This is a genomic window from Portibacter marinus, assembly GCF_021533195.1.
Lineage (GTDB): Bacteria > Bacteroidota > Bacteroidia > Chitinophagales > Saprospiraceae > Portibacter > Portibacter marinus.
The window spans coordinates 140,881-156,239 of the sequence record NZ_JAJNKB010000007.1; the positions used below are offsets into that span (position 1 = coordinate 140,881).

General features: G+C 40.1%; 14 protein-coding genes. 7 read left to right on the forward strand and 7 right to left on the reverse strand.

The genetic code is table 11. The features are described 5' to 3' along the window. Positions 1–112: 112 nt before the first annotated feature. Entirely contained in the window at positions 113–676 is a 564-nt protein-coding gene (locus tag L2567_RS15610) for an RNA polymerase sigma factor (RefSeq protein ID WP_235298736.1), read from the forward strand. After that, positions 666–2,531 carry a hypothetical protein gene (locus L2567_RS15615; RefSeq protein ID WP_235298737.1) on the forward strand — a complete coding sequence of 622 codons (1,866 nt, stop codon included), beginning with the start codon at positions 666–668 and terminating at the stop codon, positions 2,529–2,531. Before L2567_RS15610 ends, L2567_RS15615 begins: the two co-directional genes overlap by 11 nt. On the opposite strand, the gene L2567_RS15620 is transcribed toward L2567_RS15615, so the two are convergent. From L2567_RS15620 to L2567_RS15640, 5 genes are all read right to left on the reverse strand, one after another. After that, positions 2,528–3,451, reverse strand: a complete 924-nt coding sequence (locus tag L2567_RS15620; protein WP_235298738.1) for a WD40 repeat domain-containing protein — start codon at positions 3,449–3,451, stop codon at positions 2,528–2,530. The genes L2567_RS15615 and L2567_RS15620 overlap by 4 nt on opposite strands. A gap of 104 nt (positions 3,452–3,555) precedes the next feature. Beyond that, positions 3,556–5,022 (reverse strand): Na+/H+ antiporter NhaC, encoded by a 1,467-nt coding sequence (nhaC, locus tag L2567_RS15625; RefSeq protein ID WP_235298739.1) that lies wholly within the window; start codon positions 5,020–5,022, stop codon positions 3,556–3,558. A gap of 33 nt (positions 5,023–5,055) precedes the next feature. Then, positions 5,056–5,643 carry a hypothetical protein gene (locus L2567_RS15630; protein ID WP_235298740.1) on the reverse strand — a complete coding sequence of 196 codons (588 nt, stop codon included), beginning with the start codon at positions 5,641–5,643 and terminating at the stop codon, positions 5,056–5,058. Then, complete coding sequence (locus L2567_RS15635; RefSeq protein ID WP_235298741.1) at positions 5,640–6,389, reverse strand: LytR/AlgR family response regulator transcription factor; 750 nt, start codon at positions 6,387–6,389, stop codon at positions 5,640–5,642. Before L2567_RS15635 ends, L2567_RS15630 begins: the two co-directional genes overlap by 4 nt. 13 nt (positions 6,390–6,402) lie before the next feature. Then, the gene (locus L2567_RS15640) at positions 6,403–6,930 is read right to left on the reverse strand and encodes a hypothetical protein (protein ID WP_235298742.1); all 528 of its coding nucleotides are present in this window, start codon (positions 6,928–6,930) and stop codon (positions 6,403–6,405) included. A 154-nt stretch (positions 6,931–7,084) separates the two neighbouring features. Here L2567_RS15640 and L2567_RS15645 point away from each other — a divergent pair, with 154 nt between their 5' ends. The 5 genes from L2567_RS15645 (at position 7,085) to L2567_RS15665 (ending at position 12,321) form a co-directional block, all read left to right on the forward strand. Then, positions 7,085–7,969, forward strand: a complete 885-nt coding sequence (locus tag L2567_RS15645; protein WP_235298743.1) for a sugar phosphate isomerase/epimerase family protein — start codon at positions 7,085–7,087, stop codon at positions 7,967–7,969. Beyond that, positions 7,966–9,126, forward strand: a complete 1,161-nt coding sequence (locus tag L2567_RS15650; RefSeq protein WP_235298744.1) for a mandelate racemase/muconate lactonizing enzyme family protein — start codon at positions 7,966–7,968, stop codon at positions 9,124–9,126. Before L2567_RS15645 ends, L2567_RS15650 begins: the two co-directional genes overlap by 4 nt. 3 nt (positions 9,127–9,129) lie before the next feature. Continuing rightward, positions 9,130–9,618, forward strand: coding sequence for a VOC family protein (locus L2567_RS15655; protein WP_235298745.1), 489 nt, complete (start codon positions 9,130–9,132; stop codon positions 9,616–9,618). After that, positions 9,615–10,544, forward strand: coding sequence for a 2-hydroxyacid dehydrogenase (locus L2567_RS15660; protein WP_235298746.1), 930 nt, complete (start codon positions 9,615–9,617; stop codon positions 10,542–10,544). The genes L2567_RS15655 and L2567_RS15660 overlap by 4 nt, the downstream gene beginning before the upstream one ends. An 82-nt stretch (positions 10,545–10,626) precedes the next feature. Further along, positions 10,627–12,321, forward strand: coding sequence for a tetratricopeptide repeat-containing sensor histidine kinase (locus L2567_RS15665; protein ID WP_235298747.1), 1,695 nt, complete (start codon positions 10,627–10,629; stop codon positions 12,319–12,321). Between the two features lie 18 nt (positions 12,322–12,339). Here the strand turns inward: L2567_RS15665 and L2567_RS15670 are convergent, their stop codons facing one another. Beyond that, positions 12,340–12,987, reverse strand: coding sequence for a response regulator (locus L2567_RS15670; RefSeq protein ID WP_235298748.1), 648 nt, complete (start codon positions 12,985–12,987; stop codon positions 12,340–12,342). 276 nt (positions 12,988–13,263) lie between these two features. Next, positions 13,264–15,345, reverse strand: coding sequence for a tetratricopeptide repeat-containing sensor histidine kinase (locus L2567_RS15675; protein WP_235298749.1), 2,082 nt, complete (start codon positions 15,343–15,345; stop codon positions 13,264–13,266). Positions 15,346–15,359: the final 14 nt, after the last annotated feature.

The following is a 15,359-nucleotide window of genomic DNA, read 5'->3' on the forward strand; positions in this document are numbered from 1 at the left end:
CCTTAACAATTTGTTAAGACATATTTTAAAGAAAGCAGCACCCTTCGTTAAAAAACCGTTATGATCTAGACTTTAATTAAAAAAGATGGAGCTAAATGCATAATTTAGTATCATGGATGTAACTCTTGATTTACAGCGTAGTGAAGAACATTTCATTCAAGCTTGTGTCCGCAAAGAGAAGTGGGCGCAGAAAAAGTTGTATGAAGATTACTATGGCACCATGATGCCTTTATGCATGCGATACACCAATAATAGGGAAGATGCCCTGGATGTGTTGCACGAGGGTTTTATTAAGGTGTTTAAGAATGTCAATAAATACAAACCTGGAACTTCGTTAAATTCCTGGATTAAGAGAATAATGGTCAATACATCGATTGATTATTATCGAAAAATGTCAAGGAGAAGGACGGAGGACCTGGATACTGTTTATGATGCTTCTACCACTGAACCTGATGCGATTAGTGAAATGTCGGCTCAGGAAATTATTGATGCATTGCAACTTTTAACACCTGCTTATCGTACAGTTTTCAACCTGTATGTTATCGAAGGTTATCCACATAAGGAAATTGCAAGTATCTTAAGTATTACCGAATCCACCTCCAGATCAAATTTGGTTAAAGCCAGGACAAAATTAAAAAAGATACTATTGGCGAAGTCCAGGATATATGGAGAATAAGTCATTTGACGATATTATTAAATCAAAGTTATCGCAGTTTTCAATCGAAAATGATGCGCAAGCCTGGGATGCTTTTCAGGAAAGCCAGGATGCTCATACTTTTGATGAACAATTGAAAGATAAAGTTGTGCCGCATGAGGTTGATGTGCCAAATGTTGCTTGGGAGTCTTTTGCTGAAAAATCTGGTATGATAAGCTTTGATGAGCACATACGGGAAAAGCTGGTCCATTTCAATAGTGAAGAAGTTCCTCAGGATTTTGACTCAATCGGTGACCGTAATGCTCCGAAAGGATTTGATGCTTTAATTGGAGCCAAGCTAGCAGAACTAAACCTGGACGGAAATTCAGATTGGGATCAATTTGAAAAAATACTTGAAGGAGAGGAAGTCTTTGATGAACGTGTCAAGCAAAAGGTGGAAGATTTTGAAGTACCCTACAATGGTGCCCAATGGCCTAAACTGAGTGAACATCTTGAAAAAATAGAAAAACGAAGAAGAAGGATTCTGATTACCAAATTCATAGAAGCTGCTGTATTCATTCTGTTTATTTTGACCATTATGCAGTTGTACCCTATTCAGAATCTAACGAAAAAGCCGGTTTACAGAACCCATGGAGTTGCAGAGGCTGTGAGGCAAAGTGGCAACTCAAATGCTACTGATCATCAAAATGTCCAGGGCCGTGAAATTGATCAGATCAATGGCGATCAGAAATCTTCTAATGTCTCCCTGGCTAACATCAAAACTTCTCCTGACGCTTCAGTGGAAAGCATTTCGACGCTTGAAAATAGTCCCACACTTATTGCTGACAATGAAAGATCCGCTAATGATGACTCGATAATCAAAAGTCTATCTTCCTTACCTACTATTTTTCGTCATACAGATAACCCACTCCAGTCTCAACGTAGCTTTGGCATAGAGCGTACTTCTGGAGAAAAGATTATTGCTGACTTAGAGGCCATTGACACCGATGAACCAGAGCATATTGCATTCGAAAGAAAAGAAATTCGACTGAATGCAAACAAAGACGATTACCCTGGACAGCAGCCTGCTCTTTTGTTGGCTTCATTAGACATTCCAAGAATAGAGGCGGAAAGGCGAAATTTCAGTATTCCTTTTAAAGGTCTGGCTTCTCAATTAAAAAATGGACAGCATTGGTTTAATTTATATGGTTCTCCTCAAATTAATATGATCAATACTCCTTTTGACAAATCTTACAGTGTCAATCGGTTTATTAATACAGAAGAGGGAGTGATAGAAGCATATTCTCATCTGGCTGAAGGTTATACTGTAGGTGCATCTATTTCTAAAGAAAGCGCAGCCTGGGAAGTCGAAGGTGGAATAGAATATACTTCCCTTAATTATTATCCCAAGCAAATCACAGAAAGGGTGAGCAATGCAACTGTGGGCTATAAGGATATACTCCTTAAGGAGATCATTTTTGATCTGGTAGAGATTCCACTTAATATTAAGTACAGTCTCTTTAAGAAGAAAGGCTGGAAAGTATATGGGGTAAATGGAGCTTCTGTAGGCGTAGTAGCTTTTGCAAACTATGATATTGAGGAGAAAGAAACCAAACCGCTCGCCTCCGCTATGGCTACACCTAATCAAAACCGAAATCCAGGCACCTTTGTAGACCGCAAAGATTTTGACGAAGGATTTGTAAAATCTAGAAACTTCTTGAACAATGCCTATACCACGGTAAATATTGGAGTAGGCGTTAGCAAGGAAATTTCTGATCAGATGTCATTTTATATTCAACCTACTTATTATCACAATTTGTCACAAAGTGGTATCGGACCTAATAATGATGTCCATCATCGATTGGCCCTGCAGATCGGCACTAAAGTCAGAATCTAAAATCGCATTTGTTTTATCTTCTCAGCTTTATGGTTCCAAATCGTAATCTGGCCATTGCTACTGCCAGTCACTATATATTTTCCATCAGGACTCCAGTCCACTCCCCACAGATTGCCATCGTTTGATATGGATTGAAAAAGCACTTCACCCTCTTTAGAGAAAAGGGTCAGTTGATCAGAGGCGGAAGCAAACATCGTATAGTCAGGGTTCCATCGAATATTTCTAAATTCAACATCACTGGAATAAATAGATCGTGTCTTGCTGTGATCAAAGTCGTATATCCATAATGACTTATCGTTTGAATGGACATCAGTATCCATAAATCCATAATCGCCAAAGATGAAAAAGTGACCTGACTTGTGCCATTCTACACATAGCAGCATGATGGGTCTTGTCCAGGATCGTAGATGAAACAGACTGTCCATATTGAAATCATAATAATTGATTTCAGACCCTACTGTAATCAGTCCCTCTTCATAAGGGTGCCAGTCCAGATCTGTAACTCCCTTCTCATCGGCTTTGAATGTTCTGATCCATTCTCCATCGTTTTTAAATATAGATACGGAATCCTCCAAATGGGAAACAGCCAGACGTTTTCCATCAGGAGTCCAATCGATCGCACGCATTGTATTATTTAAATTTTGCAAGCCGGTATATTTCCAGGTATTTAAATCTAAGATTTTAGCTGTAAAATCAATCCCTTGCGCCACAATAGCCAATTTATCCTCAGTTGGGTGCCAACTCACACGACTTATAATCTCACTACCTATGGAAAAGGTATAAATGACCTTCATAGAATCCGTATCAATGATTCTCAATGTTCCATCCTGGCCACCACTTGCAATGAACTTTCCATTGGGACTCCACCTTGTGGTCCAAATGGTATGATCTTCCTCTTGAGCAGCAAGAATGCACGGCATGATCACTAGCAAAAAAATGTGAAATATTTGTCTGAGCATCTTTTTTATACAAACCTAATACTAGAAGTACTAAGCCGCACGAATTACCTTGTAAAAAAGTGTGATTAAGTTCTTTTTAGGTTCTGTCCTGACAGCTCACGAATCTTTATTTTCAATCCCGCAAAAATTAAGGTCATAATCGGGCTTAACCAGTTGAAGATCGCAAAAACAAAATAATCCGCTACGCTTACACCTAAAACTCCCGATTGATAGGCACCACAAGTGTTCCAGGGGATCAGTACCGAAGTAACTGTACCGGAATCTTCCAAGGTTCGACTAAGATTTTCCGGTGCAAGCCCACGATCTTCGTAGGCATTCTTAAACATTTTACCCGGAATGACAATGGCCAGGTATTGGTCTGAAGCAATGAGATTCAAGCCCAGACAGCTGGCCACTGTTGATGCGAATAACCCAAACATTGACTTAGCTATTGAAAGTAAGGATTTGGTGATCCTCGCCAGTGCGCCGATACCATCCATAATTCCACCAAAAACCATGGCGCACAAAATCAGATAGATGGTCCATAACATGCCTTTCATTCCTCCCGCAGAGAATAAGTCATTCAGAGTTTCATTTTCAGTCACGATCGAGGTATCTACAAATATCGCCTGCACGATGGCTGAAATACTGCTATCGTTGATCGTATTCAGAACTTCACTTTGAAAGATAAAAGCAAAAACAGCGGCGGCGATTACTCCTGCTGCCAGGGCTATCAAAGGTTTGGTCTTAAGTATGATTAAGGCTACGACTAATAAGGGGACCAAAAATAACCATGGATTGATATTAAAGGTGGCATCCATAGTGGTTAAAAGTTCAGATATATCTGCATTTCCGGAGGTGTCAATGGAAAAGCTCATCAATGTAAAAGCCATTAATGCAATCAATATGGTGGGAACGGTGGTAAATGTCATGTACTTAATATGCGTAAACAAATCCGTTCCGGCCATAGCAGGCGCGAGATTGGTAGTATCACTGAGTGGCGACATCTTATCTCCGAAATATGCACCCGAAATGACTGCTCCGGCAATCATGCCAGTAGGAATACCAAGTGCAGTTCCTATGCCAATTAGCGCAATACCCACGGTTGCAGAGGTGGTCCAAGAAGAACCGGTCGCAATAGAAATAATTGCTGCAATGATGACTGAGGCTGGCAAAAATACACCCGGACTGAGCACTTGTAGTCCGTAATATACCATAGCAGGAATGATTCCGCTCACCAGCCAGGTGCCGGCAAGTGCTCCTACAAGAAATAGAATTCCTATAGGAATGAGTACGCTTCTAATGTTCTCCCAAACCTCCAGAGCCATGGTGCGAAGAGCCGTTTTATTGAAAAAGCCTACGATGGCAGCAATCAAACCTCCAATGAGAAGAATGAATTGGTTAGAATAATCTCCCAACCACACCCCATCTCTACCAAAAATATTGTAGGCGAGCAGAGCCATTAGCAAAATGACCGGAATCAATGATTCCCAGATGCTAATTTCTTTATTTTCTACGATGTGTTCATCCTCTCTGTACTCATGACTCTCCATATTTTGATGCCTTTTCGTGTAATATTACGAATTCTATTCAAAAGGATCAAAATGTACTTTTCTGAGAACGGCACTCTGGTGAGCAAAATAATCCACCCTATATTCTCCCGGCGGCTCGGTAATAGTCCAGATGATAGCGCCTTCTTCATAGGGTGAAGGTTCGATGGTCGCCTTTCCTTTTTTATGGGAGTAACAACTTACAATTTCCAATTCAATCTTATCGGCGCCTACCAGGTAAGGACTTTTTACATAACACACATCCACCTCATCCTGAGTACCACAATCGATTCTTGTTGCATCAGTATTAATCGCACAATATTGGCCTGATACATAACCATCTTCTACGTAAAACCAGGTGCTAAAGGAAATCTCATCGTAGTCCTCGGCTTCCCATTTACCGGTGATAAAATCAGGGTCAAAGGGATCCATATAGGTATTGACCTCATCTTGTTCTGGAACGTTAGGCGTTTCTGAAATTTCAGGCTGAACATTGGAATCGACTGTCATCTTTTCAGATCGTTCTGTTTGAATTGAATGACTTGTGTATGGCGGTTTACGTTCCTGGCACTGTAACAGAATCACAAGCAACGGAAGTGATATAAACAATGAGCTTATTTTCATTTGGATAAATCTTTAATCATATCTTTATTAGAGCGGCTTACCGGAATATTTGAGTCATCTTCTAAAATGATTTGACCACCACTGCCTCTCATGTATTTCTTGATAAATTGTAAATTAATGATGTGAGAATTATGAGGTCGGATAAAAAGTTCATTCGGTAATTTTGAACCGATTTCTTTCATGGTCTTGCTGATCAATAACTTATCTCCATTTTCAGTATAAACTTCGGTGTAATTCCCATTAGATTCCAGCCGTACGATTTTTTCCGTCTCTATAAATTCAAGACCTTCTGAGGTGGGCAAGGCAATTTTGTTAAAGGTGTATTGTGAATTGCTCAGCTTTGCGACCAATTCTTCCAATTTCTCCTGATGAGAATCGTAGTTCAGCATCTTTTTAACTTTGTCTAATGCTTTATTTAATCGTTCTTCGTCAATTGGTTTTAAGAGGTAATCAATAGCATTGGCTTCAAATGCATGAATGGCGTGTTCATCATAGGCAGTTACAAAGACCACCTGAAAATTTCTCTCCTTTATCTTAGCCAGCATATCGAATCCGGACATTCTCGGCATTTCGATGTCTAGGAATACCAAATCAGGTCGATGTTCAAGTATCGCCAATAATCCTTCAGTCCCTGAAGAACATGTTTCGACCACTTCCACCTCTTCAGCGACCCATGACAATAATTTTGTCAGGGATCGCTGCGCATGTTCCTCATCATCTACAATTATCGAGCGGATGGTCTTCATAGGTTATACAAGGTCAATAGGTTTTGCCATAGGTTCCATTTTCAATTCTTATTTCCTTGATGGTCATGTTTTGTAATTTACCGGTTTCGTCCTTGATCGTAAAATTATTCTTGGTAAAATATTCTTTTAATTTTTCAGGATGATGAGTCGGAATAATCAGATTATATCCCATTTTATCCTTGGTGACCGCAACCCATTCTGCTTCACCATTCAGTTGCCTGCTGGGTCCATAAAGACTTTTTAATCCAATCGAGCCAGTCTTAGTATCATATTTTCTTTGGGATTCGCCATCGATGTCACCTATTTTCAATACCAGAAATGCTGTTTTTTCCAGGGTTTTATTTAAATCGGTAATAGATTTGGCACTTGAAAGCTTCTCATAAGTCATAGATTCCGGGGCTAGCGCAACCATTTCTTTAATTTCAAGATTTGAAAAAGTAGGTTCGACGATCCACATTTCTTCAAAAGTAGACAGTTGAGCAGATTGGGAAAAGGTAGCCTGAGCTATGAAAACCAGAATAATAATTAAGGCATGTTTCATGATTAGTGATTTTTTAAATTCTCAATTAAGATAATAAGAACTGAGATCATTTGCTATGAGTAATGACTGAATGGAACAGCTGGATGAGCGGTTGAACCATTTTCTAATTTTTTTTGCATAAATTCGAACACTTACTCATTTGAAATAAGAAAATATGAAAATAGCCATACACAATTGGATGAGGGCAGAACCGCTGCAAACGACCATTCAGAGAATCGCTGAAATGGGCTATGACCAGATAGAAATTCAGGGAAGTCCAGAAATGTATGATACTGCTGAGGTAAAAGCCATACTCGAAGATTACGAAATCGAATGCTGGGGCTCCGTCACCTTAATGTTGGAGCAGCGAAACCTTCTGGCAAAAAATGAAGCCCAACGAAAAATGTCCATTCAATATGTAAAGGATATCGCTAAGATGGTTAGTGATCTGGGCGGGTCTGTCATTTCTCTGGTACCCTCCACGGTAGGTAAAATAATTCCTGAAGGAACGCCTGATGAAGATTGGGACAATGCTTATAATAGCATCAAAGAAATCTATAAATACACAGAAGGGGAAGGGGTCAAAATCGCCATAGAACCCATCAACAGATTTGAGACTTATTTTATCAATAGAGGAGATCAGGCTTTGGTCCTGGCTGAAGCCATTGGTCCTAATTGTGGGGTCTGCTTAGATACTTTCCATATGAATATTGAGGAAGACAATCCTTACGAGGCCATGAAGAGGGTGGGAGATCGGTTATTTAATTTTCACGTCGCTGATAACAATAGGATGGCACCAGGCATGGGAACCATTGACTGGAAAAAAACAATAAGCACTCTTAGAGAAATAGGTTATAATAAAACGATCTCTGTTGAATTCTGTTCCCCTCTCGATAGAACTCCCGCCAATCCTTATCCACATTCTATCGACGAAAATCCTGAAGGATTAAGCCGTGAGCAAAAAAAGTTTTTAGAAGATCATGGAAGCTCTGCAGTAACTGAGGAATTTTACTCGATGCTGACCAGTAAATCTATAGAGACTTTAAAGGCTCATCTATGAAAATAGCTAATGTTGAAGCATTCTGGTTAAGTTGCCCGATTCCTTCAGAGAAACAACACCGATCAGATTATGGACTGCTGACCCATTTTGACATGACTCTGGTTGTCGTTACTACAGATTCGGGTTTACAGGGATTTGGGGAAGCCAAAGCAGCGGTAGGGTCTTCAGGTTCCTGTGCATCTATAGTACATTGTGTTGAAAATGAAATCAAACCAAAAATTGTTGGTCAGAATGCCGCTAATATTCATAAGATTTGGGAAATGGTTTATAATGATACCAGAGATCATTATGCCTTGAGTCAGGGTCGAAAGTTTCCAGTCCTGGGAAGAAGAGGACTTTTGATTTCAGCATTAAGCGGGGTGGATACTGCGCTATGGGACCTTAAAGGAAAATCGCTTGAAACCTCTGTGGTAAATTTATTAGGCGGGGCTTGCAGAGATGAAATGGAAGCTTATGCCAGTGGCGGATGGGCCGGGGCTGACGATATCGGTGAGCAGCTTAATGGGTATGTTCAGAAGGGATTCAAAGGAGTAAAAATGAGGGTGGGAATCATGGACAAGTCATTGGACGATACCATACAAAGGGTGAAGAATGCCAGGGAAGCTCTAGGTCCTTCAATCAAATTAATGACCGACGCCCATGGAACATTTAGTGTTCCGGAAGCCAAGCAGTTTGCTAAGCGTACGGAAGAGTGCAATCTATATTGGTTCGAAGAACCCATCAGCCCGGATAATAAGAAAGGCACAGCTGAGGTGCGAGACGTTACCTACACACCCATTGCAGCAGGTGAAAGTGAATATACTTCATTCGATATCAGAGACCTGATCATGGAAAATGCAGTCGATGTTTTACAACCTGATTGTGCAATCATTGGAGGTATCACTGAAGCTCAGAGAGTTAGCCAACTGGCCAATGTTTTTCAACTGGAATTAGCACCTCATTGTTGGGGATCAGCATTTTCTTTTATGGCAGGGCTAAGCGTAGCCTTTGCTTCTCCAAGTGCCAGGGTGATAGAGTTTTCAAGCGGTGGCAATCCCATGATGTACGATCTGATTAATGAAGAAATTAAAGTGCAGCATGGAATGATTAGCACGCCTGATCAGCCGGGTTTGGGAATCAGTCCAAACTGGGATTTCGTCAATGATTTTAAACAATAAATGATGGCAAAAGCAATTAAGATTAACCACGTGGCCCTGGTCGTCAGCAATCTGGAAGAAGCCTGTGAATTCTACGAGAAAGAATTGGGCCTGGAAGCCATACCTGCATTTCTTTTTGATTATCCGACGGCCTTTTTTAAGTTCAATGAGGAGCAGCAATTACATCTGACTGAATGGGATGATGTTTATTCTTTTCGAGGTCATATCTGTGTTCAGGTAGATGATATCAATACCATTTTCTGGCGCATGAAGGAATTGGGAGTAATAGACATCAATCCTTGGGGTAAAGTTCGTCAGCTGCCGGATGGGGCTATTCAAATGTTTGTCAGAGATCCTTCAGGTAACCTGGTGGAATTGTCCTCGGCCCCAGATGCAGAGATCGACCCTGCGATTTTCGAAGATGAATTATACAAGGAGGGAATCTATGTTTCTGGTCGGAATGATTTCAGGGGATATAAAACCAAAGACGCAACCCTTTATCACAAGAAATGAAGTACGGAGTATGGCTAATGGAAAATCTTACGGAGGAATCAGAGCTTTTTCTGGCAAAACAAGACAATTTCAACATATTTGGACCCGAATCCTCGCCTAAGGCTGAAGCATTACACGCTATAGTGGCCAGAGGTAAAAGTATAGTGGATCAGCATTTAATCAAATCACTCCCTAATCTTCAAGTGATTTCAAAGTGTGGTGTAGGGTTAGATAGTATTGATGTTGATTTCGCAAGCTCTAATGGCATCCAGGTGCTGAATACCCCTGGTGTCAATTCTGATTCAGTTGCAGAACATACGCTCAGTTTTATTTTAATGCTACAGCGCAAAATGCACACGGCTTCCAGTGAAGTCAGAAAAGGCAATTGGAATTACCGAAATCAATATAGTGGCGATGAAATTCGTGACAAAACACTTGGGATTCTGGGAATGGGCGAAATCGGTCAGCGTGTTGCCACATTAGCCACATGTTTCGGTATGAAAGTTCAGTACTGGAATAGGAGTGAAAAATCAGTGCCTTATGGCTTTCGTTCCTTGGAGCAATTGATCGAAACTTCAGATATTATTAGTATACATTTGCCATTAAGTCCTGCGACGAAAGGTCTTATTAACAAGGAATCGATTAGAAAAATGAAGAAAGGTGTGCTGTTGATTAATACAGCACGTAATGGGATCATTGAAGAGAATGCACTCATTGACTCCTTGAAATCGGGAAGCATTGGTGGCTATGCGGCAGATGTACCATTCGTAGACCCCCCCGGTAGCGATCACCCTTTATTAGCATTCGAAAATGTATTGTTTACCCCTCATTCCAGTAGTTTGACCAAGAGAACTTTTGATGAAATATGCCAACTGGCCTCCATGAATGTCGTCTCTTTTTTAAGAGGTGAAAAGGTAGAACAACGATATAAGGCCAATGAATGGTAAGATCTGATCACCCATACCTGTTTTCATAGATGTTTAGGGCAATGCCCAATGTTATCTTGCCATTAATTATATTGTAAGTGAAATGAAGCATCTCCAGATAGCCTTACTCTTCCTTTTTGCTTTGGTTTCCAATGCACAAGACCTTTATGATACCATTGACTCATTGGAAAAACAGGGCAATTACGACGATGCCATTAATCTGCTATACCAGGATTTCAATGATTTAGACACTTTAGAAAAACTGGTCAGAATCAGCAAGATGGGTAAATTACATGGACTTAACATGGCGTATGAAAAAGCTTTTGCTATGCAGGAACAGGCGATCCATGGATTTAAGGCACTCGGAAATGACACTTTGACTTCACAGGCACTTTACGGTCTCGCTAAACTCTTCAGCGATCGATTTGACTACGATAATCATTACAAGTACCTAAAAGATGCCTTGGTGTTTTCAAGAACTCCAGTTGATTCCGCCAAAATTATTTCTAACATGGGTATTTACTTTAGGCATCAGGAGCAACCTGATTCCGCACGCTTTTACTATCTAAGAGGTATAGACCTGTATCCGCCAGGTGCAGACCCTGAATTTTATATCATTAATTACAACAATCTGGCAATCCTGGAAAAGACCTTAGGCAACGATGATGCTGCATTGAACTATTACAGTAAAGCTAAAGAAATTGCACTGGAAGAAGGTGACTATGTTGTTGCAGCAGCCATTGACGTCAATAAAACTTATGTGTATTATGGTCAAGGCGCATTCGAGAAAGCAGAAACTGTTCTGAATGAAAATGAAGCCATCATTATGGCCAATGGGTCTACAGTGGACAAGTTAAATTTTGATTTAATCAGATACAACGTGGCAGAAAAATTAGACAAGTCTTCTGAGACCTTAAAATTTTATAAACGGTATCGTAAAACCAAGGATTCTGTTGATAACCTTAAACTCAATACTAAAATTGCAGAATTTGAGGTGAGATATGAAACCGCTGAAAAGGAGAAACAAATTGCCATCAAGGAAAATGAATTGGCCCGGGCACAAGTGAGACAACAATATCTATGGGGTGGGCTGCTGGCTGCTGTTTGGTTGGGACTTTTCGGAACACTCTACTATTGGTCCAGGAACAAATACCAAAAGAGACTTACGGATGAAAAGATGCACAGCCTGGCGATCGCTTCTATGCTTAATGGACAGGAGCATGAAAGGCTGAGAATAGCTAAGGACTTACATGATTCTCTCGGTGGCTTGCTGACTACTATTAAACTTCAATTTGAGCGGCTTCAAGAGAGGTTGACGGAGTGGGTAAACGAAGAAAACACCGACGATGTTTCCAGGTTGCTTGATAAGGCAAGCCGGGAAGTCAGAAGAATTTCACACAACATGGCTCCCAGAGCGCTGGACTTGTCAGGATTGAATGCGGCTCTGGCAGATTTATCAACTGATATCAATGCCGCAGGCGCGCTCGAAGTGTCTTACCAGTGGCACGGAGAGGAAATTCCGGAACAGGACCGCATCATGATCTATAGAATAATAGAAGAGGCTTGTTCTAACACTATGAAACATGCTAATGCTTCACGGCTTTTAATTCAGGTCAATGTTTTTGATGGAGGTTATACAGTATTGATAGAAGACGATGGCAAAGGTTTCCATGAAACTGCCGGCAATGGCATGGGCCTTAGAAATATCAGATCCAGAGCTTCGATAATAAAGGCGGACTTAGATATTGATTCCAGGCCTGGAGAAGGTACTTCTATTACAATTTCCAAAGCAGATTAAGTTCAAAGTGGAACAAATCTAGGATAAGAGCCTGTTTTCCATGACCATCTTCACTAATCCGGCAGAATTTTTTACGTTTAACTTTCTGAGAATATTCTTTCTGTGAGTTTCAACGGTGCCCTCTGAAATGAAAAGTTGAGCAGCAATTTCCTTCGTGCTCATACTTTCCATGATTAATTTTGTGATTTCTTTTTCTCTTCTGGAAAGTTGAGGTATTTGCTGGGAAGTCCCCTGGATGGTGAGCCCTTTTTCAAGTGAGATCTTCACTTCAGCACTGTAGTACTCCTCTCCTTGTATGACTTGTTGTATGGCGAAAAGTAATTCCTTAGAGCCCGTATTTTTAACAATAAAACCATCAGCTCCTGCTTTTTTCATTGCTGAAATAATACTGGGTTGTACAAGCATGGTTAACGCTATTATCTTAACATCTGGAAGCTTTATCTTAATGGTTTTACATACCTCAATACCATTCATATGAGGCATCTCAATGTCAAGCAGAAGGATATCTGCTTTTGAATCTGCCACCCTTTGAATCCCTTCTTTTCCATTATCAGCCATGCCAGCTAATTCAAGAGCATCAGATGATTCGATCAACATTCTAAGACCATCCAGGACCAAACGGTGATCGTCTATGATAAAAACTAGTGTAGCTTCTTGTTGAATCATGGAATACAAAATAATTAATAATAAGTCTTCAACATATCAATTGGCGACAACTTTTTCCTAAACGGCCGATTTACTGGGCGATGATTAAAAGTCTAAATCCCGTAAAAAAGTTAAAATCAGATGATGGTCCCTCTTTTCCTATCAAAGAACCAAACGCCGTGACATAAAGATTAGAAAAATGACCCAGAGTTTTTTAAGGCACTTTATTCTAGGCCCTGGGAGAATATGGTTCAGATCTCAAAGGTTTCTCAAAATACACGTTCAATGAAACCATTTTTAAGCTGTTTTCTTAGGATTTGACTCCAATAAAAGTATGACCGTTGTGCCGCTGGGTTCAGAATGGTCAATGAATTCAATTGATGAATGGATGTCATAAATTTTATTTAGCGCCTGCAGTCTATCAGTGGTGATATTCATTCCATGAGATTTTCTCTTAGGATCGTTTTTCGATTTGAATTTCATGGCCTCTTTTCGCCCGACCCCGTTATCATAGATTTCAAATTTCACTTTTTTACCTTCCAGACCTATACTCAGACTTAAAATACCATTTTTTAGATTATTCCGAAGCCCATGTTTTATCGCATTTTCGATATAGGGTTGGAGAATCATAGAAGGAATCATCAAGGTGGCCGGATCGATCGCTGGATCCACATCAACTTGATAGGAAAATTGATTGGTAAATCTGAGATTTTCCATCTCTACATAGAGTTGCAAGGCATGCAACTCATCTTCTAAGCTTATCAGCTGTTCTTTCGAATGATTCAATATGGTCCGCATCAATGTCGAGAACTTAGTCAGGTATCTGGAAGCCAGTCTGGGTTCTTCATGCATGATGTAGTCATTGATTGAATTCAAGGAGTTAAAAAGAAAATGAGGGTTCATTTGTGATCGCAGGGCCAGCAATTCTTTTTCTACTACTTGAAATTCAAGCTCCTGAGCCCGTATCCGCGCCTTTTGTCGTTGAATATTATAAGCAAAGTAACCCAGTATGCAAAGCAATGCCAATATGGACGCACTGGATAAGATGATGATATTTCGGCGACGTACCTTGAGATCGGCAAGCTGCTTTTCAGCCCTTAAGGCTCTGTTGATGTTTTCAAGTTTGTAAAGATCATAAGTGTGTTTACTTTGATCTGTAATTTCCAGATTCCGATTTGCCAGAAGATCAGTAAGTAGTTCAGATTCCATTTGCTCATATTCTAATGCTTGTTCAATAAGGCCTTGCTCAGAATAAATTTCACCAAACAAAGCCAGGACATCGATTTGATATCGGTTTATTTCATTTTTATCAATGAGACTTTTTGCAGCGCTTGTCTGCTCAATGGCGCTTTCGAATCTTTGCTGTTTAAAATATGAGCGAGCAAAAGCAAGGTGAGTTTCTATCAAATCCTCTGCTGAGGTATACTGAGCACCTAAGCTTAGTGATTGGTTAAAATAATTATTGGCATCACCATATCTCTTCTGGTCGCTCATGGTAGCAGCCAAAATTCTGTAGTATTTGGACATTCGCGTAAGATCCTTACGATTCTCATCAATTTTGATAGCCTCCCTGATGTCATTTTCTGCATCTGAATAGTTTGCACTTTCAAGATGGACCATAGCCCTGGCAGCAAAGCATCTCGCCTCGGATCGAGTATCGTTGACCTCATTGGATACTTTCAAACATTCGTTGCACAAGGCTAAGGCTTGTTGCTGATCTGAATTGGCTATGTATTGATCTAAAAGTACCAACATATTGTAAAGCATTCCAGACTTATTATTGGCTTTTCGATCAGTATCAATGCATTTTTCAAAGTAGTGAATGGAGCTATCTATCATTCCTAGATCTGAATAGCTATTGGCGATGTTATAAAGGTAATCCGAATAATCTCTGATATCACCAGTGTTCCTGGCAATATTAAGATTTTGTTTGAGCAATTGAATGGCACCAGTTTTATCTCCCAGATCAGACAAAACGTAAGAAGCGTTTCCGAGACCAGAGGTTGCAAGCATGTTTTCACCTGCGGTTTTTGCCTCGCTGGCAAGTGTCAAATAATGTTGTAATGCACTATCTGGCCTTTCATTGTAGTACAAAACATCTCCTGCAATGAAATGAGCCAGAAGTACATTTCGGAGATCTTTTTGATTACTTTTGGATGAATGTAGTTTTTCAAAAATCGTTGCTGATTCTTCTACTGATACATTGGCATTATATTCCATTAAGCGGGCTAGAGCATCATATTGAGCATTTGAACTGCTTGCCTCTAGGTATTGATCAATGTGTGTTTGTAGATTAGAAGTATTTTGAGTGTATATTCTACAACAAAAAACCATTAAGAGCAGTAAGGTGAATTGAATTTTCAAAGTTGGCTTCTGCATATCGTGAAGTAAAG